The 19524-nt window shown below is 38.6% G+C and carries 20 protein-coding genes; 16 read left to right on the top strand and 4 right to left on the bottom strand.

Annotated features, from left to right (window positions below):
- The first annotated feature begins 18 nt into the window (after positions 1-18).
- The 10 genes from BM073_RS03900 (at position 19) to BM073_RS03855 (ending at position 9591) form a co-directional block, all read left to right on the top strand.
- A complete protein-coding gene (locus BM073_RS03900) occupies positions 19-1143 on the top strand; it encodes a glycosyltransferase family protein (protein WP_091650638.1) in 1125 nt (374 codons plus the stop codon).
- 312 nt (positions 1144-1455) lie between these two features.
- Complete coding sequence (locus tag BM073_RS03895; RefSeq protein ID WP_091650635.1) at positions 1456-2118, top strand: metal-dependent transcriptional regulator; 663 nt, start codon at positions 1456-1458, stop codon at positions 2116-2118.
- A complete protein-coding gene (locus tag BM073_RS03890; RefSeq protein ID WP_091650633.1) occupies positions 2115-3029 on the top strand; it encodes a metal ABC transporter solute-binding protein, Zn/Mn family in 915 nt (304 codons plus the stop codon). The genes BM073_RS03895 and BM073_RS03890 overlap by 4 nt, the downstream gene beginning before the upstream one ends.
- The gene (locus BM073_RS03885) at positions 3026-3814 is read left to right on the top strand and encodes a metal ABC transporter ATP-binding protein (RefSeq protein WP_091650630.1); all 789 of its coding nucleotides are present in this window, start codon (positions 3026-3028) and stop codon (positions 3812-3814) included. Before BM073_RS03890 ends, BM073_RS03885 begins: the two co-directional genes overlap by 4 nt.
- A 1-nt stretch (position 3815) precedes the next feature.
- Positions 3816-5108 (top strand): metal ABC transporter permease, encoded by a 1293-nt coding sequence (locus tag BM073_RS03880; RefSeq protein WP_091650628.1) that lies wholly within the window; start codon positions 3816-3818, stop codon positions 5106-5108.
- The gene (locus tag BM073_RS03875) at positions 5095-5994 is read left to right on the top strand and encodes a metal ABC transporter permease (RefSeq protein WP_317042643.1); all 900 of its coding nucleotides are present in this window, start codon (positions 5095-5097) and stop codon (positions 5992-5994) included. The genes BM073_RS03880 and BM073_RS03875 overlap by 14 nt, the downstream gene beginning before the upstream one ends.
- A 10-nt stretch (positions 5995-6004) precedes the next feature.
- Positions 6005-6460, top strand: a complete 456-nt coding sequence (locus tag BM073_RS03870; RefSeq protein WP_091650624.1) for a thioredoxin family protein — start codon at positions 6005-6007, stop codon at positions 6458-6460.
- A complete protein-coding gene (gene mnmE / locus BM073_RS03865) occupies positions 6457-7839 on the top strand; it encodes a tRNA uridine-5-carboxymethylaminomethyl(34) synthesis GTPase MnmE (RefSeq protein ID WP_091650621.1) in 1383 nt (460 codons plus the stop codon). The genes BM073_RS03870 and mnmE overlap by 4 nt, the downstream gene beginning before the upstream one ends.
- A gap of 307 nt (positions 7840-8146) precedes the next feature.
- Positions 8147-8764, top strand: coding sequence for an NADPH-dependent F420 reductase (locus BM073_RS03860; RefSeq protein WP_091650619.1), 618 nt, complete (start codon positions 8147-8149; stop codon positions 8762-8764).
- Positions 8765-8916: 152 nt separating this feature from the next.
- Positions 8917-9591, top strand: coding sequence for an ROK family protein (locus BM073_RS03855; RefSeq protein ID WP_091650616.1), 675 nt, complete (start codon positions 8917-8919; stop codon positions 9589-9591).
- A 155-nt stretch (positions 9592-9746) separates the two neighbouring features.
- On the opposite strand, the gene BM073_RS03850 is transcribed toward BM073_RS03855, so the two are convergent.
- The 4 genes from BM073_RS03850 to rfbA form a co-directional block, all read right to left on the bottom strand.
- Complete coding sequence (locus BM073_RS03850) at positions 9747-10736, bottom strand: MlaD family protein (RefSeq protein WP_091650614.1); 990 nt, start codon at positions 10734-10736, stop codon at positions 9747-9749.
- Between the two features lie 2 nt (positions 10737-10738).
- Positions 10739-11470 (bottom strand): ABC transporter ATP-binding protein, encoded by a 732-nt coding sequence (locus BM073_RS03845; protein ID WP_091650613.1) that lies wholly within the window; start codon positions 11468-11470, stop codon positions 10739-10741.
- Positions 11471-11483: 13 nt separating this feature from the next.
- Entirely contained in the window at positions 11484-12257 is a 774-nt protein-coding gene (locus BM073_RS03840) for an MlaE family ABC transporter permease (protein WP_091650948.1), read from the bottom strand.
- Between the two features lie 160 nt (positions 12258-12417).
- Entirely contained in the window at positions 12418-13278 is an 861-nt protein-coding gene (rfbA, locus tag BM073_RS03835; protein ID WP_091650610.1) for a glucose-1-phosphate thymidylyltransferase RfbA, read from the bottom strand.
- Between the two features lie 195 nt (positions 13279-13473).
- Between rfbA and BM073_RS03830 the strand changes: the two genes are divergently transcribed.
- The 6 genes from BM073_RS03830 to BM073_RS03805 all read left to right on the top strand — a co-directional run bounded on the left by BM073_RS03830 (position 13474) and on the right by BM073_RS03805 (position 19519).
- The gene (locus tag BM073_RS03830) at positions 13474-14742 is read left to right on the top strand and encodes a glycosyltransferase (RefSeq protein ID WP_091650608.1); all 1269 of its coding nucleotides are present in this window, start codon (positions 13474-13476) and stop codon (positions 14740-14742) included.
- 9 nt (positions 14743-14751) lie between these two features.
- The gene (locus BM073_RS03825; protein WP_091650605.1) at positions 14752-16242 is read left to right on the top strand and encodes a glycoside hydrolase family 32 protein; all 1491 of its coding nucleotides are present in this window, start codon (positions 14752-14754) and stop codon (positions 16240-16242) included.
- A gap of 63 nt (positions 16243-16305) precedes the next feature.
- Positions 16306-16653 carry a hypothetical protein gene (locus BM073_RS03820; protein WP_091650602.1) on the top strand — a complete coding sequence of 116 codons (348 nt, stop codon included), beginning with the start codon at positions 16306-16308 and terminating at the stop codon, positions 16651-16653.
- Positions 16654-16710: 57 nt separating this feature from the next.
- On the top strand, positions 16711-17205 hold the full coding sequence (locus BM073_RS03815) for a hypothetical protein (RefSeq protein WP_139217436.1): 495 nt from the start codon (positions 16711-16713) through the stop codon (positions 17203-17205).
- Between the two features lie 41 nt (positions 17206-17246).
- Entirely contained in the window at positions 17247-18896 is a 1650-nt protein-coding gene (locus BM073_RS03810; RefSeq protein WP_091650597.1) for an SLC5/6 family protein, read from the top strand.
- A 188-nt stretch (positions 18897-19084) separates the two neighbouring features.
- Positions 19085-19519 (top strand): (4Fe-4S)-binding protein, encoded by a 435-nt coding sequence (locus tag BM073_RS03805; RefSeq protein ID WP_091650594.1) that lies wholly within the window; start codon positions 19085-19087, stop codon positions 19517-19519.
- Positions 19520-19524: the final 5 nt, after the last annotated feature.

Below are 19524 nucleotides of genomic sequence, written 5' to 3'. Positions count from 1 at the left end.
AATTGTTTAGTTTCGTTTATGCATGTTGAATCGGCCTATAAGACTCCTGTACTGATAGCTTCAAGCTTAAAACCTATACAGGATACAAGAGCTTTTGCGAAGCTTGGCCTTTCGCTGCGTGAAACAAATAAATACAGGCTAAACTTCATAGGCTTTTCCTCTAAAAGACCTTTAAAATCCAGTGATGTTAGATATTTTTATTCTATCAGCGATATAAAATCTTTTTGGCAGAGAGCCTTTTTGCCGATCCGATTTCTATACCTAACCATCAAAACAAGGCCAAAAGTTCTCATTTGTTGTACTTGGGAATATTTATTGCCCGCTACACTCCTCAAGTTTTTCCTGAGATATAGCTTGATTTATGATGTTCAGGAAAATTATCTAGCCAATCAAAATCTTCCTAATTCAAGAAGTTCTTTGGCTAAAAGCCTCTCTAAAACAGTCATTTTTTTATCCGAAAGATTGGCCTCCATCGATCATTATCTCTTGGCTGAATCTTGCTATGCTATAGAAATGCCGGAAAAGAAACCAGCGCTAATACTCCCTAATTTATTTCAGGGAAAGATCAGAAAAACAAAGCCATTTAAGGTCGATGAAAAACCAGAGATCCATCTCTTAGTTACTGGTACCCTTAGTCCTGCATTTGGCACCTTAGACGCCATAAAATGGGTAGACATACTTATCCAAGACTTCCCACAAACTAAGCTTCATGTGATCGGGCATTGCACAATTGAGAAATTCGGGGAAGAGCTAATTGATTTTGTGAAAAACAAATCCTACATCAATCTTGAAATTTCCAGGCAGCCCATACCTCATGAGCAAATCATTCAAGCTATGGAAATGGCCGACTTTGTACTATTACCTTACAAACAAAGTCCTGAAATAGCTCCCAAAATGCCGACTAAACTGTATGAATGTGCCGGTTTAGGGAAAGCAGTTTTACATAGTCCTAATCCCAATTGGGAGAACTTTTTGTCTCAATTTGGAGGAGGTAAATCAATCGACTTTTTAGACTTGATAAATGCTAAGTCTTCTTTCAAGGTAGCATTATCCAATTATTACTTTCAAGGAGAAATACCATCAGAAATCCATTGGGATACGGTTAAGCCTGATTTCCAGAGATTAATCCAATCTCTCTCATAGGCCAATTCCCTACCTCGTGGATAAGTGGAAAACTTATCCACCAATCAACTCCTTTTTACACTCGATTTTCATAAATGGAAACTCATTTCCCAAGTACCCTATTGAGGTTATTTTATGAAAAATAGATTTTTAAAATATTGATATAAAGCATTTTAACCCATTTTTTAGATAGTATTAATTTATATTTTAGCCTAACCTAAATTACAAATCACAATAAAAATGAGCTTATCCACAGGTGATTTAGACGGTTTCAAATTATATTTTAGCTATATCTAAAAATATTTTTATCTTTGTCTTATTAAATTCCAGACGATGAACTTGACCACAGCTGAAGAGAATTATTTGAAAGCCATTTACCATCTCTCCGATGGGGGAAAAAAATCAGTATCAACCAATGATGTTGCTGGTGAAATGAATACCAAGCCGGCCTCTGTCTCTGATATGCTCCGTAAGCTTGGAGAGAAAGAAGTGATTGAGTACCGAAAATATTACGGGGTCAATATTACCGATGAAGGAAAAAAGAGAGCCTTACAAACTATCCGGAAACACAGACTATGGGAAGTTTTTTTGGTTGAGAAACTCAACTTTGCTTGGGATGAAGTTCATGAGGTTGCTGAGGAATTGGAACACATACAGTCTCCCCTACTGATCCAAAGGCTGGATGCATTTCTTAATTATCCGAAATTTGATCCTCACGGTGATCCAATACCGGATGAATTTGGGGATGTCAGAGCAAGACCTAGAATTCCATTGAATGAAATGGAGCTAAATCAATCAGGTCAGATCGTGGCGGTGAAAGATAGTTCTGCAGCCTTCTTAAGGTATCTTGACAAGGTTGGCGCTTACATCGGGGCCAGAATCAAAGTCCTGGACAAGGTTGAGTTTGATGGTTCTTTGGAAATATTGGTAGATCAAAAGAAAAATATCTTTATGTCCAAGGATGTGGCTGGTAACATTTTGGTCCTTCAGTCATGATCAGATTTTATTCGATTCTAATTTGTGTTCTTTTACTTTCATCTTGTAAGTTTCGTGAAAGTGAAGAAACTGGATTACCGGTGATTGTAACCACCACTTCCATTTTAGCGGATGGGATTAAAAAACTTGTTGGGGAAAATGCTCAGGTAATCGCTTTAATGCCTGCCGGTGTTGACCCACATTTGTATAAAGCCTCAGTGAGAGACTTGGATCTTTTGCAGGATGCAGATTTAGTAATTTACCATGGATTGTATTTGGAAGGTAAAATGACGGAGATATTTGAGAAACTAGCCTTCAGCAAAGACTTGATCAATGTCTCAGAAAAGATTCCAGAAGAATTATTGATTAGATCAGGGCCTGAAGCTCATAGTGTAGATCCACATATTTGGTTCGATGTTTCCCTTTGGAAAATGGCTATGCAATTCGCTTCTGAAGAAATTATCGTCTGGAAACCGGAATGGAAAAGTACCATTGAATCAAATTCAACTCAGTATTTTCAGGAATTAGATCAGCTACATCAAGAAGTCATAGATAAAGCCCAACTCTTGAATCAGAGTCAGCAAGCATTAATTACAGCACATGATGCATTTGCCTATTTCGGAAAAGCTTATTCAATTGAAGTAAAAGGTTTGCAGGGACTATCCACCTTAAGCGAACCGGGTCTTAGAGATCTGACTGGGCTCGTTCAATTTATTATAGATAGAAATATCAAAGCAGTATTTGCAGAGCAAACCATTTCCCCAAAAGCCATTAAAGCTGTAGTGGCGGGATGTGAAAATGCAGGCCATCCTATCCAATTAGCTGGACCATTATACACTGACAGTCTGGATGGTCCTGAAACTCCGGCCGGAACTTACATAGGTATGTTTCGCTCCAATATTGAAACCATATTCAAAAGCCTATTGCCATGATCCAACAAGTAGAAAACCCCATTTTGGAAATTCATGATCTCACGGTGAGTTATGATCAATCGCCTGTATTATGGAACGTGGATTTAAGCTTGCCTGAAGGAAAGTTGATTGGAATCTTAGGGCCTAATGGAGCTGGTAAATCAACCTTGATCAAGGCTATCATGGGTTTGGTGCAAGCAAGTGGAGGCTATGTTAAAATTTTCAATAAGGATTTAGAGCAAGTAAGAAACCGGATCAGCTATGTGCCCCAACGGGAATCTGTAGATTGGAATTTCCCAGCTTCTGTTTTGGATGTAGTGCTGATGGGTACCTATGGGAAATTGGGACTATTCAAAAGGCCTGGAAAAAAAGAAAAAGAGCTTGCTCATAATTGCTTGGAGAAGGTTGGAATGAATGCCTTTGCCTCTCGTCAAATTTCCGAACTATCAGGCGGACAACAGCAAAGAGTCTTTATTGCAAGAGCTTTAGCACAGGAAGCTGATTTGTATTTGATGGATGAGCCTTTTGCAGGAGTGGATATGGCGACTGAAACAGCCATTTTCCAGTTACTGCAGGAAATGAGCAAGGAAGGAAAAACAATCGTGGTGGTGCATCATGATATACATTCGGCAATGAGTTACTTCGAATGGATCATCATGCTCAACCTACACTTAGTAGCCTCAGGCCCGAAGCAAGAGGTAGTAAGTGAGGAACTACTCAGAAAAACATACGGAGGAAAGTTAAACCTTCTTACCAAAGTAACTGACCTCATTCGTAAGAAAGAATTCAATCCACTTAAAAACTGATATGGAGGATTTTCTCTATTTCTTTTCATTCCAAGACTCTTCCATCCTATTTATAGTGATGGGGATTACCTTATTAGGTATAGGGTCTGCCTATGTGGGTACTTTCAGTTTTTTGGATAATAAGGCCCTTCTCGGGGATGCCATCTCTCATGCAGTATTGCCAGGTATTTGTTTGGGTTTCATTTTAGCAGGTGAAAAAAATCCTTTTTTCATAGTTGGAGGAGCGATTTTCTCCGGAGCTCTTGCTACATTTTTGAGTTCATGGCTAAAGGAAAACACCAAACTGAGCGAAGATTCTATCATAGCTGTAATCCTTTCCGTTTTTTTCGGTTTTGGAATTGTGCTTTTGACCATGATCCAAAAGACAGGCAATCCAGAAATGGCCGGATTAAATCAGTTTATTTTCGGTAACGCCATTGGAATATTGGAAGAAGACCTTTGGGTTTATGGCTCACTTTCTCTGTTGATTATTCTAACGCTCAGTTTACTGCTAAAAGAATTCAGTCTTCTGGTTTTCAATGCTGAATATGGAAAAGCAATCGGCTTTCCAATGAAGGGAATTCGTGTTGTCTTCAACATTTTAATGATCCTTTCAGTGGTCATCGGCATTCAGGCGATTGGAGTTGTCTTAATGGCAGCCTTATTGATCACCCCTGGAGCAGCAGCTAGATTTTGGACAGATAGGCTCGGAACGCTTTTGATTTTGGCGGCTCTCTTTGCAATCATATCCGGAATAGTCGGAACCTATATTTCGTTTATCATCCCCCAAATGCCAACCGGTCCTTGGGTTGTGGTCAGCTTATCAACCCTAGCTTTGATTTCTTTTCTTTTCGCTCCAAAAAAGGGAGTTCTATTCCGTTTTATTTCCCGCCAATCTTATTTAAAAAAGACGCATAAGGAGCATGTGCTTAAGAGTCTTTATAAGGCAATGGAGGAGCAAAAATCCGGGCTTCAAATCCAAGAACTTCTTTCAATGTATCCAGTACATAAAACTGAAACTTTGAAATCAATTAAAACTCTAAATAAAACCAATCAATTAACTGTTAAAGAAGGTTTTATAGAATTAAATGAAAGCGGAAAGAAAGAAGCAAAAAGGATTGTAAGACTACATAGATTGTGGGAATTGTATTTGAATGAATACATGAATATCGCCCCTGATCACGTACATGATTCTGCTGAAAAATTAGAACATTTGATCACTCCTGAATTAGAGGAGCTTTTAGATAACAGATTGAATTATCCAAAGCTAGATCCGCATCAGGAAAATATCCCAAGAGACCATGATGACCATTGATACCAATGCTTTTCTGATCATTTTCACAGCATCTCTGATTGCCATTTCATGTGGACTTTTGGGAGTATTTATGATGCTTCGCAAAATGTCTATGACAGGAGATGCTATTTCACATGCAGTATTGCCTGGAATTGTCATTGGCTTTTTTATTTCTGGTACGCAAAGGGGAATAGAAGTCATAATTGGTGCAGGTTTGTTGGGGATATTAGCTACCCTCATCATTGATTGGTTGAGAAAAAAAGCCAAAGTTCAATTGGACGCTTCTATTGGTATCACCTTCACCCTTTTATTCGCGATAGGAATAATTCTAATCAATATGCTTGCCTACAAGGTAGATTTGGATCAGGAATGTGTGCTGTACGGTGAAATCGCCTATTTGCCAATTGATCTGTGGATTACCAAATCTGGTTTTAGTATGGGACCTAGAATTACATGGCTTGCTATCTTAAACCTACTGCTGGTAATCACTTTTATCTGGCTTTTATTCAAAGAGTTAAAGCTTACCAGTTTTGATGAAAGCTTCGGGATCGTTTTAGGAATTCCTGCAGGTGCCATCAATTTAGCTTTAATGTCCATGGTTTCGTATACAACAGTTAGCAGCTTTGAGGCGGTTGGTGCGATTTTGGTGGTAGCTTTATTAGTAGTGCCTCCAGCCACTGCTTTTCTTTGGACCAAGCAAATCAAGTCATTGATCAAATTGACGATAGGTATTGGAATCGGAATTTCAGTGATCGGATATTACCTCGCCTTTTGGCTAGATTCTTCGATTGCTGGCATGATGGTTAGCGTTGCAGGTTTCGTTTTCTTGACTTCAGCTGTTTTAAAAAGCAAAAAGTCTAAATTTAAATTCGGAACTCAATCTAAGGAGGAGGCGTTTAGTTCCTGAATTACAGCTTATGAAAAAATTATTTCTTCTTTTCTTCCTTTTCACTTTCACTCAATTGGTTTTTGCCCAGCAAGAGATCCAATGGATGAAATTTGAGGATGCCATAGCGGCCAACGAGAAAAATCCCAAAATGCTACTGGTAGATGTCTACACAGATTGGTGTGGCTGGTGTAAGAAAATGGATAAGGAAACATTTACAGATCCTAAGGTGGTAGAATATATCAACGCAAAATTTTATGCAGTAAAATTAAATGCCGAGGATACTAAGAGAACCTTTACTTTTGGAGGCAGAGAATTCAATGAAGCAGAAATGGCGGCAGCGATGAGAGTTCGCTCCTATCCTAATTTTGTGATAATAGAACCTACTTTACAAAATATAGCCCAACTTCCAGGTTACAGACAGCCTGAACAATTTTTAGCGGGCTTGAATGAATTAATAGAAAAAGCCTTTAGACCTAAACCATGAGCTTTTCACTCTCCGAGCGAAATGACACTATTATTGCTTTGGCCACACCTCAGGGTGTAGGTGCCATTGCGGTTATCCGACTTTCAGGACCAGATTCTATCAGATTAGTGAATGAGGTTTTTCAGGGAAAAAATCTTGAAAAGCAAGAATCGCATACCATCCATTTTGGAACAATCCGTGATGGCGACAAGATCATAGATGAAGTTCTCGTATCGCTTTTTATAGCTCCAAAATCATTTACTAAGGAAAATGTGGTTGAAATATCAACTCACGGTTCCTCATATATCATCAACCAGGTAATTCGCCTTTTCATGAAAAAAGGTGTTCGCCCGGCAAAGCCTGGAGAATTCACTCAGAGAGCCTTTCTGAATGGGCAATTTGACTTGGCTCAAGCAGAAGCCGTTGCGGATTTGATACACTCAGACTCTGAAGCTTCCCATCAGGCTGCATTGAATCAAATGAGAGGTGGATTTTCTTCCGAGATTCAGGAATTGAGATCCAAACTCATTCACTTTGCTTCTATGATTGAGTTGGAGCTTGATTTTACCGAGGAAGACGTAGAATTTGCCAGCAGGGATGACTTGAGAGACCTAGTAGAAAAGTTGTTGAGAGTGGTAGAAGAGCTGATTCTCAGCTTTGACTTAGGAAATGTTATCAAAAATGGGGTTCCAACCGTCATAGCAGGAAAACCCAATGCTGGAAAGTCTACCCTACTCAATGCCTTGCTCAATGAGGAAAAAGCAATTGTATCAGATATTGCAGGTACCACTAGGGATTTTATCGAAGATGAAATAAATATTGGCGGGGTAATCTTTCGATTCATAGATACAGCTGGCTTAAGAGAAACCACGGACACGATTGAAGCAATTGGTGTAAGTCGAACTCAGGAGAAAATGAAAACGGCTTCTCTGATTTTATACCTTTTTGATTTGGGTGACACAGACTTAGTAGAGATCAATCGGGATGTCAATAAGCTGGAAAATCTGGGAGTTCCTTTTGTGAAAGTAGCCAATAAGGTAGACAAGGCTAATAATCAATTGATCAGTGAATTAAAAGAAAAGCATCCGGACAGCATTTTTATCTCAGCTGGTCAAAAAGAAAATTTAGAAGGTCTCAAGGCAAAAATTCTGGAATTAGTCAATTTGGATAAATTCAAAACTGGAAATACCGTGGTGACCAATATTCGGCATTATGATTCATTGACTAAAACCAGGGAATCGCTTTTGGATGTTTTAAGAGGCTTGGATCAGGAAGTGACCAATGACTTTTTGGCAATGGACATCAGGAGGTCCCTGCATTATCTTGGAGAAATCACCGGTGAGATCACAACTGATGATTTATTGGCGAATATATTCTCCAAATTCTGTATCGGGAAATAAATTTTAAAAGATGATTTATGGCGAACCTGCCTGTCGGCAGACAGGTATCTTTTCGAAGTTTTGTATCGGAAAGTAAGTCATCCACATAAAATCACATTTACTCACCTATTTTGGTCGTGTATTTCAAAATACAATATTTGGACTTAGTATTCTGAAATATGCTTTGTGCATTGTAAATCGATTTTTTTCGAAATAAAATTTTGATAATCCTTTTCAATATCCTAGTTTTCAATGTTTTATGTGAGTTTTTGGAAGAAGATAATTCTTCCTTTCACCCACGATTTCTTTCATAAAACTGACAAACTCTATGAAAATTGGAATACTAGGCGGCACCTCGCTAGCCAAAACTTTAGGAAAAAAATACATTGAAGCAGGTATCAATGTTGTATTTGGAGTCCGCTCCGATTTTGAGGTTGAAGATGAGGAATGGAAGGTCCTCAATAAATTCCATCACAGAATTTGCCCTTATGAATCAGCTATTATTCAGGCAGAAATCATATTGATCTGCTCTGAAAACGGATACCTTCCAGAAATCTGGTGTGCATTGAAAAATTCAGATACTGAGGATAAAATCATCATAGATTGTACAAATGCCTCATTTATCAAGAAACTCTCCAATTCTCATACTTCTCTTTTAAAGAAAGCGGCTCCCAAGGCTCACTTATTCAAGGCCTTTAATAATCTTGGCGTGGAGTACCCTTTAAATGATGAAATGGGAATAGTCAAAGAAACCTATTACTGTGGAGATGACGTTCCGGAGAAAATCAGAGTTAAAAGATTGATAGAACTCATTGGTTTTAAAGCAATTGATGCAGGAAAAATGTCCAATGCATTTCTTTTGGAAGCCTTTTATCACCTATCCAAGGAAATCACCTGGAATAAAAATGAAAGAAATAACTACCATTTTAAACTAGTCTCCTTTTAGATGTCACCTATTTACTAAAATCTTCTATTTTCCGATTTTTCTAATATTTAAGGCAATTAGCGACACGCTTTTTGCCTTAAATTTTATAGTTTCGAATCAACATCTTTAAAAAACCAATTTTGATAAACCCCTTTGGTGGTTTTGCTTACCGAATGAAAAAATTCAACAAGAAAATCCTCGTAATCGACATAGGTGGTTCCAATGTGAAAATTCTAGCAACGGGACAGCCTGAACGTATCAAAATTCCATCTGGAGCAGACTTTACTCCTGAACAAATGATCCCCTTAGTCAGAGAACATGCCGCAAATTGGAAATATGATGTAATTACGATAGGTTTTCCCGGAGTAGTAAAGCATAATAAAATTGTCAATGAACCTGTAAATATGGGTTCGGGTTGGGCTGGATTTGACTTTCAAGAGGCTTTCGGCTGTCCATTGAAAATAATTAATGATGCAGCCATGCAAGCATTGGGAAGTTTCGAAGGAAAGAAACTCCTATTTTTGGGCCTTGGAACGGGACTCGGTACGGCTATGGTTTTAAACAAAACTATCATCCCTATCGAAGGTGGTCATTTGCCTTATAAAAAGACCACTTTTGAAAGTTATATAGGCAAGCCATATCTCTTCAAGAATGGACAAAAAAGATGGGAAAAACACGTTCACAAGGCTGTTGAAATCTTCTCAGATGCCTTCCAACCAGAGGACATTGTATTGGGAGGAGGAAATTCTAAACTTCTCAATGAAGTCCCTGAAGGTTGTCGCCTAGGAACTAACCAAAATGCCTTTAAAGGAGGCTTTAGAATCTGGGAGGAAGATTTCTTTATTTAATATTTCGAAGAGGCTGTCTCATTATTAGCTCTAGGGTCTGCCTGTCGCAGGCAGGGAGTCGAAGGCCATATTTATCGTTGTGGCCTACATTTCGATTCTGTTCAATTGTCAGGAATCTCAATGTGACAATTTGCACTTTTGAGACAGCCTCTTTTTTATTTTTCTAATTCCTCCAGCTCCTTGGCTTTTCTTTTCTCTAATCGCTTAAAATAACCCCGCAACAGAAAGTTATGCTTCAGAGCTTCCATATTCTGATTAAAGCTTTCAGTGCTACTTTCTATATTTTGAATTGTATTCAATAGAGATTCCCTTACCAAGGTATCATTCAACAAAGCTCCAGCAGCTCCTTTTCCTTCTTGGATTTCATTTAAAATAGTTTTTGCCTCTAAAAGTACTCTTTCGGCTTCTTCCCCGGTTTTTAATATTTGATCGATTGATTTTGAAAAATTTGCGCTTAAAACTGTATCAGTGAACACTTGATCGACTAGGCCCTCGCCTTCTTCTAATGTTCTCAGTAGCCTGTTTCCTGCTTGGGCCATCTCAGTGGCTTTTCTACCAGCTAAGCGGAATTCATCTACTGCCAAATTGATATTTTCCACCAACATTGTATCCCTCAACAGGCTCCAAATAGCCTGACTTTTATTCAATTTGTTAGTAATATCCGCAAGATTGACAAGGGTTTTTTGAAGGTAATCTCCACTCATATCAAGCTTTTTAAGCATATCTTCTGTGCCTACCTGTTCCATGGCAAAAAGTACATCTCCTTCCTCAATTGGGCCTGCTTCCCCATCTTGTGGAACAATGTGCAGAATTTTATTCCCCATCAATCCATCGGTAGAAATGATAGTAGCCGCATTTTTCTTAATGTGCTCCTGCATTTTTCTTTTAATCAAAAGGCTAACTTCTATGGTTGAATCGTTCGCCATATCGATTGATTTGACTGTGCCTACATCCATACCCTGAAACCTCACATTATTTCCAGGAACTAAGCCATTGACATTTTCTACCACTGTCAACAAGGTGATTGAAGTGCCGAAAATATTTTGGTTTTTGCCTATCATATAGAGCGCAAAAACCAAGAATAGCACTCCTGCAATGACTAGTGCGCCTAATTTGGTGTGTTCTATTTTCTTTTTTCCTTTCATAATCAGTCAAAGAATTCCTTGATCTTTGGATCTTCGGATTTCCTTAAATTTTCGTAAGTATCCTCTGCGTACCTTGTTCCCTCGATGAGCATAATTACTCGATTGGAAGTCATTTTGATACAATTCAAATCATGAGAAATGATCAGGGCCGCAGATTTATATTTTTTCTGAACACTCAGCATCAAATTACTGATTTCACGAGAAGTAATCGGGTCTAGCCCGGTTGTAGGTTCATCGTACATAATTACCTTGGGTCTGAGAATTAAGGCCCTAGCCAGAGCAATTCGCTTTCTCATACCACCTGAAAGTTCGGCTGGCATCATATCTATGGTGTGAGATAACCCAACATCTTCCAATGCCTCTTTTACAGCAGCATCAGCACCTTTTTTTCTTTCTTCTTTACTCCAATGTCTCCTTAGAGGAAATTCCAGATTTTCCCTGATTGTCATGGAATCATACAATGCATTACTTTGGAAAAGAAATCCCACCTCAGCCCGAAGACTGTCTAATTCATCCGAATTTAACAGCTGAATATCCTTTCCTAGCACTATCATTTCCCCTGAATCAACTTCCATGAGGCTGATAATGCACTTAATTAATACTGACTTTCCGGAACCTGATTTTCCAAGAATTGCGAGATTTTCTCCGGCGTTGATAGCCATGTTGAAATTGCGGAGAACATGATTATCACCGAATGATTTATTGAGATCTTTTATTTGAATCACTGGTTCCATCTTGTTAACTGAATTAAGTAAGTCCCAACAAGTCCGTGACTTGAACAGCAATCAAATCCAAAACAAATACCACCAAAGAAGCTACAATCACTGCAGTTGTGGCAGATTGCCCTACCCCTTCGGTTCCCTTTTTAGAATTATATCCTTTGTAACAGCCTATGATTCCAATGGCAAATCCAAAGAAAAAGGTCTTGATCAAGGATGGAATTAGATCCCCAAAACTCAAAGCTTCGAAGGCCTGATGCCAAAATAAATTCCAGCTTATATGTCCTCTAATGTTAACCCCAAGATATCCTCCACAAAGCCCAATGGCTATTCCAACACTGGAAAGAATAGGTACCATCACTGTGGAAGCAAGTACTCTGGTTACCACGAGATATTTAAAGGGATTTGTCCCGGAAACTTCCATTGCATCAATCTGCTCTGTAACTCGCATGGAACCCAGTTCAGCGCCCATTCCAGAGCCAATTTTCCCAGCGCAAATCAAGGCCGTAATGACAGGTGAAATTTCGCGAACAAGAGATACAGAGACCATGGAAGGTAAAAGAGATTCAGCTCCAAACTCAACCAAAGTCGGTCTGGATTGAATTGTTAGTACCAGCCCCATAATAAAGGCGGTGATTCCAACCAGGGTCAATGTTTTATAACCAACCCAAAAACATTGGTTGATAAATTCCTCCCATTCTTGTTTGGGCTTGGTTACAGTTTGAAAAAAGCGTGCCGTGAACTGGGCAATTTCACCCACTTCCCTAAAAAATGCATTATCAATTTGCTTCAGTAGTTTCACAGTTCCCACCTTCAGTCCTTCTCCAATTTGGCGAAAATCTGACTAAGATCAATACATTGATCTCAAGTGAAAGCATGATCTTTATCATATTTGCAAATAAAACCCTAGAGACGGAAGTCTCTGATTTTGAGAGTTTATTGAGCAAGAAAATCTATTGAACTCAATTCAATAACCGTCTCAGGTATTGCCCGTAGCCGCTTTTTCCCAATTTATCAGCAGCTTTTAAAAGCTCTTCTTTGCCGATAAACCCTTGTCTATAGGCAATCTCTTCAATACATCCGATTTTTAATCCCTGACGTTCTTCAATAACTTCCACAAATTGCGCAGCTTGAAGTAGAGATTGATGGGTCCCCGTATCCAACCAGGCCGTTCCCCTATTCAAGATGGCTACTTGAAGAGCTCCCATTTTGAGGTATTCATTATTGATATCAGTGATCTCCAACTCCCCTCTTGGGCTAGGTTTGATGTTTTTGGCAATTTCAACCACTTTGTTATCATAAAAGTATAGGCCAGGTACCGCAAATTTCGATTTAGGCTTTGCTGGTTTTTCTTCTATACTGATGGCTTTGTTATTTTCATCAAATTCCACCACTCCATATCTTTCCGGATCATTGACATGATAGGCAAAAACAACACCTCCATCAGGATTGGTATTTTCCTGTAAAGTTTTATGCAAGCCCGAGCCATAAAATATATTATCCCCCAGAATCAAGGCCACTTTTTCATTTCCAATAAACTCCTCACCAATGATAAATGCCTGCGCTAATCCATCTGGAGAAGGCTGAACTGCATATTCAAATCGGCAACCTACCTGAGAACCATCTCCTAATAATTTTTGGAAAGCCTCGGAATCATCAGGAGTGGTGATAATTAAGATTTCCCGGATACCGGCCATCATCAGAACTGACAAAGGATAGTAGATCATGGGTTTATCATAAACAGGCATCAGCTGCTTACTCACAGAGATTGTCAAAGGATAAAGTCGAGTTCCTGACCCACCGGCCAAAATAATTCCTTTCATAGCTACAAATTATTTTCAAATAGGTTGAAATCATGCTTATGGAAAAAGAGCACTTCAATTTGATTTTCCTCGAAACAGATTTCAGTTTATGAATTATGACAAATAAAAAACCTTCTGATCAAGAAGGATTATTGGAAATACAAACTAGATTGAGACATAAAGCTACAATTAGCTGTTCTGATAATAAAATTATCAATGAAAATCCTGCTGATTTCTTTAGGTACCAGGGGCGATATTGAACCATTTCTCGCCTTAGCTGAGGTTTTCTCGAAAAGAAATATCGAGGTTACCTGCCTTTTTCCAGAGCAGTTCAAATCAGAGGTTCAAGAACTTGGTTATAAATTTTTAGCATTTGATCGAAGGTTTCTTGAACTCATCGAAAGCCCGACTGGCAAAAACTTAATGGGTGGTGGAAAATCTGCTTGGTCTCAGCTAAAAAACTACTTTAAGCTTGCCAAAGAATCCATCTCGCTCCAAAAAACATTATTGAATCAACAGAAAACCAGTCTAGCTCAAGTAGCTCCAGATCTGGTTTTTTTCCATCCCAAAGCACTCTATTATTATCTCATAGCGCGCTTAGATCCCAAAAAATATATCTTGGTCTCCCCTATTCCATGTATTGTTCATCCCTCAGATGAATATCCTCATATGGGTTTAGCAAAATGGAATATCCCTAAACGATTTATCCGAATATCATACAATTGGGTCAATCAAGCCAGGTATTTTGTCATGAAGCTCACCATGAAAAACGAGCTGAAAGAATTGGGATTATCAAAATTGACTACGGGTCAGCTTCGTGAATTTGAGCTCAAGGAGCTAAAAACATTTTATGCTTTATCTCCAACCTTATTTCCAAGACCCGTTGATTGGCCAGATTCTGCTCAGATAGTTGGATATTTCAAAAGAAATCAAGAATCCGTTTATCAAGCAGATTCAAGGTTGTTGGCATGGCTAGCAAAATACCCAAAACCTGTTTTTCTGACATTTGGCTCAATGACCAACCCTAAACCTGAATTTTTTACTCAACAATTTATAGAAGCTCTTGTCAAACTTAAAATTCCAGCAATCATCAATTGTTCATGGGGAGGTTTGACCGAGCTTACAGGTACACCGGATTCCATATTTTTTGTCAACCATATCCCTTATGATTGGATCTTCCCAAAAATGTATGGGGTTATTCATCATGGTGGTTCCGGCACTACCCACCAATCCGCCATCAATGCTTGTGTTCAATTGATCATTCCGCACATCATGGATCAATTTTTTTGGAACAAGGTCATTCAAAGCAAAGGATTAGGGCCTTTAGGAATCTCAATTCATCAATTTTCTCAACAAAAACTGGAAGAAAAGCTTTTGGATTTCTACCAAAATCAAAATTACAAGTTGAATGCTAAGCATGTTGCTGAAAAAATGAAAAACGAGGCAAATGAGAATATTTTGATAGATTTGGCCTTTCCAAAATGACTTTTCTAAATGAAAATCCATCCCTTAATCCCGAGTATTCTCTTGGCAGTAAGTATACAATCTTGCGACTTCAGTTCTCCCATTACATTTGAGCCTTCCAGCTTGTCACAATATGAGCCTGAATATCATTTTGTTCCTCCATTTGGATGGATGAATGATCCCAATGGTATGGTATATCAAAATGGTACCTATCATCTATTTTATCAATATTATCCAGATAGTACTGTTTGGGGTCCTATGCATTGGGGACATGCGACTTCAGCTGATCTGCTCTCTTGGAAGGACGAGGGAATAGCTCTCTATCCTGATAGTTTGGGATATATTTTCTCAGGTAGCGCGGTGTTGGACGAATCAAATAGCTCAGGATTTGGAACTGAGTCAAATCCTCCCTTGGTAGCAATCTTTACCTACCATGATATGGAAAAAGAAAAAGCGGGGGAATTAGAATATCAATCTCAAGGGATTGCCTACTCTTTGGACAATGGGAAAACTTGGACTAAATATGAAGGAAATCCTGTGCTTCCTAATCAGGGAATTAAGGATTTTAGAGACCCAAAAGTTAGTAGAATTCAAGATTCAGCAGGCAATTGGAAGTGGTTGATGACTTTGGCTGTATTGGACAGAATCCAATTTTTTGAGTCAAGTGATTTGAAATCCTGGACGCTTTTAAGTGAATTTGGTCAAAGCCTAGGAGCTCATGGAGGTGTTTGGGAGTGTCCGGATTTGATCCCTATGAAAACCCCTTCAGGTGAAGAAAAGTACGTGCTTTTGGTAAGTATCAATCCTGGCGGGCCACAACAGGGTTCTGCAACCCAATATTTTATCGGAGATTTCAAAAATGGAGAATTCATTCCAGATGATGAATTAATTCGTTGGCTGGATTATGGGCCTGACAATTATGCGGGGGTTACCTGGTCAAATGTCCCTTCAGAAAGAAAAGATCCTTTATTTATAGGTTGGATGAGTAATTGGCTATATGCACAGGTCGTTCCAACAGAAAAATGGAGATCCTCTATGACTATCCCACGAGAGTTGAATTTATTTCAGGTTGAAGACAAGCTTTTGGTTCAATCACAACCAGCAAAAGAACTAGAGTCCTTAAGGAAAAAATCTTACTCTATTTCCTCCTCGGAATCAGCCCTTCCTTCAGTAGCAACAGAGATAACAGCAGAAATCGAAAATACTGAATCATTCAGCCTAACTCTAAGCAATGAATTGGGTGAAAAAGTGATTATCAACCAAGAAATGGGATTGATTAATATAGACCGCAGTAATTCAGGAAAAGTGAATTTCCATCCGGATTTTGCAAAGACCTTTTCAGCGCCTATGAGCTGGAAAGCAGAGTCAATCAGAGTTTTTATAGATGCGCATTCTATTGAGCTATTTATCAATAATGGGGAAATTGCAATGACTACACTGGTATTTCCTAATTCTCCCTGGAAAAGTGTGGAGAGCATCCAAGGTTTGGAAAATGTTAAAATTTATGATTTGAAAAAATAAGTATACTTAGCTATTGCAGATGCAATATTTATTGTTGAACATTTGCGAAGTATTCTAAGATATATGAACAAAAGGCTTGCAGCATCTATGATTTTCCTGAGTTGGATTTTCGGGCTGTTAGCCTTTTTTCAGTTCCAACCAGTACAAGCTGAATCTTCTCATTCAAAGCAAGAGATTTATGCTTATCCCCTTTTGGATTCCAATTTTGATAACTCTTTAGCTCAATCAATTCAAGTTGAAGTACCTAGCTTCAAAGTTGACTGGAAGCTTTATGGAAAATTGAATGCTTCAGGAGTCCATATTCAAGTCAAATCCCTGCTTTATTCTCCGTCCAAGAAAGGACTTCCAGAAAAAAGCAGCCCCCTATTTGACGTCAAAACAACCTTTCTGCATTTTTTCTACACTTGGTAGTAGATTCTGAATAATCGCCCTTTTACAAATTCAGAATTTACAAAACCAAAAAAAATCATGATCGACATAGATCCAGTGACACTTATTGTGTCCGCAATTTGCATGGGTGCATTTATAGCTCCTCTTGCCTACCAAAATTTTAAAGTAAAGTCATCAGAAAGTCTTCTTCAAAAGAGTTTTCTAGAAGTGGCTCAGCAAAACGGAATCCAGCCTGAAATTCAGGAAAGATGGAGAAATCATTACCAATTAGGCTTGGACCCTAAATGCAAAAAACTCATTTATCATAGATACGGTGCCTATCCAAGCCAAAGTATCATTGACTTGTCCGGTATTTCAAAAATTACTTTGGATGAAAAAAACCACATGGTTCAGGTGAAAAAGGAAAAGCGGGTTATCATAGATTATCTGGCACTTCAATTTCACTACAAGGATCCCAATCATCCAACAAAATCCTTGGAAATCTACGATGGGGAGTTGTTTTCAGACTTAGCTGGCGAAAGAGTATTAGCTGGTAACTGGAAAACCCTATTGGAAAAAACAATTCATTCATAATTCAATTTGGGAGGGGGATTCCCCTCCCTATTTTACGATTAATGGCTAAAGCAATTGATTCTTGGGGGTCCAGAACCGGACTGATACTTGCCATGGCAGGAAATGCAGTAGGTTTGGGTAATTTCCTGCGATTTCCCGTTCAGGCAGTACAAAATGGAGGCGGTGCCTTCATCATTCCTTACTTGGTTTGTTTTTTCCTGATGGGTATTCCGCTCCTGTTCGTGGAATGGTCTATAGGAAGATTTGGGGGAAAATCCGGTAATCACAGTACACCATACATCTTGGACTCCATGAGTTCCAAACCAATATGGAAGTACATTGGAGTATTTGGAATCTTCACCAATATCGCTGTTGTTGCCTATTACACCTATATAGAATCTTGGACCTTTATGTATGTAATCCATACAGTTATTGGTTCATTTACTGATTTGACCAAAGAACAAATCAATGATTTCTTTCTGTTGTATGTCAATTTAGAAGGTTCCGATTTCGGAATTCCCTTGCTCCCACTGTGGATTTACCTTTTAGTATTAGGAATCAACGTGTATATTCTTTCAACTGGTTTGGGTGGGATTGAAAAGGTGGCTAAGATAGGAATGCCTCTTTTGATTGCATTTGGGGCTATTTTGGCTTTCAAAGGTTGGACCATGGGAAGTAATTATGCTAGTGATGCCTTTCCGGATGCAAATGCATGGGATGGGATCAATTTCTTGTGGACACCTCAATATGGAAGCCTTTTGGATCCTAAAGTCTGGATGGCAGCAGCTGGTCAGATATTTTTCACATTATCAGTCGGAATGGGCTCCATCCAATGCTATGCTTCCTATTTGAAAGCAAATGAAGATATTGCTCTAAACTCAGTTACTGCTGGATTCACCAATGAATTTGTAGAAGTAGTTTTAGGCAGTGCTATCGTAATTCCTATTGCAGCTGGTTTCTTGGGTTTGGATTGGGTTTTGGAAAATGCAGGCTTTGGTATGGCATTTCAAACCATGCCTTACTTATTTCAGCAATGGGGTGAATTATTTGGAGTTTTAGCTGGGCTTTGTTGGTTTGGCTTATTGTTCTTTGCAGGAATAACCTCTTCCCTAGCCATGGGTACACCTTGGATGGGTTTTATGCAGGATGAATTTGGATGGAGTAAGTTAAAAGGAGCTTTATCTTTTGGACTCATGGTCATGATAATGGGAATTCCTACAGTACTATTTTATAAATATGGTTATTTCGACGAATTCGATTACTGGGCCGGAACAGTCAGTTTGGTAGTCTTTGCCTTACTGGAAACCATTTTGTTTGTATGGGTCTTTGGAATGGATAAGGGATGGAAAGAACTAACCACAGGTGCGGATATCAAAATTCCCTCTGTCTACAAGTTTATCATGAAGTATATTACTCCTGCTTTGCTTTTAATAGTGTTTGTAGGGGCCTTATTTACACCGGAAAACAATGATTGGACTACCGCACTTCAAAATTTGTTTTCAGGAAATTCATGGAATCTTGATCCAAGCTCAATTATCAGTAAGCTTTCTCATGAAAACTTGGATATAGAACTACAAGCCCATCCTGAAAATCTGGAAAAGATTGAAAAAATCAAGCTATTCTCAAATACAGCGAGAATTCAGTTGGTTCTTTTATTCTTGACAATAGTTGGTTTTGTCTATGTTTCTCACCGTAAAAGATTAAAAAAATGAATCCTGAAGCACTAATTCTAGCCATTTTGACCCAGGGAAGTATTCTTTTTGTGACAGGACTTTGCTTTTACCTGATACTAAAAAAACCTAATAGTAAATAAGTCAAAATCAAAATTTACTTTGGTTACTAGCTGAATTTTCAGTTCTTTTTGGTAATATGATATTCGTATTACCAAATTGATTTTTCCATGTCTGAGAAGCAACTCAAAAAAGAATATTCCAATGGAGAGGTAACCATCACTTGGGAGCCCCATAAATGTATCCATTCTGCCAACTGTGTGAATGGCTTACCTTCAGTTTTTGACAATACCAAAAAACCCTGGATAGATCCTGAAGGATCCAGTACAGAGAAAATTGTGGAACAAGTTCAAAAGTGTCCCTCGGGTGCTCTGGGTTACTATTTTGAAAATGAATCTTCCAAAGAAAATGTGGAATTAGACAAAGAGCAAATTGTTGAAGTCATGAAAGACGGTCCACTGATGGTGTATGGAAATATGACCGTAAAAATGACGGATGGGACGACCAAAAAACAGCATAAAGTCTCGGCTTTTTGCAGGTGCGGCGGAAGTCAGAATAAACCTTTTTGTGACGGGACTCATAAGAAAATTGATTTCAAAGGCTGAGGAAA

Source organism: Algoriphagus ornithinivorans (assembly GCF_900115305.1).
Taxonomy (GTDB): Bacteria; Bacteroidota; Bacteroidia; order Cytophagales; family Cyclobacteriaceae; genus Algoriphagus; species Algoriphagus ornithinivorans.
Note: the sequence above shows the minus strand (reverse complement) of the source record. Positions and strands in the feature narration are given on the sequence as shown.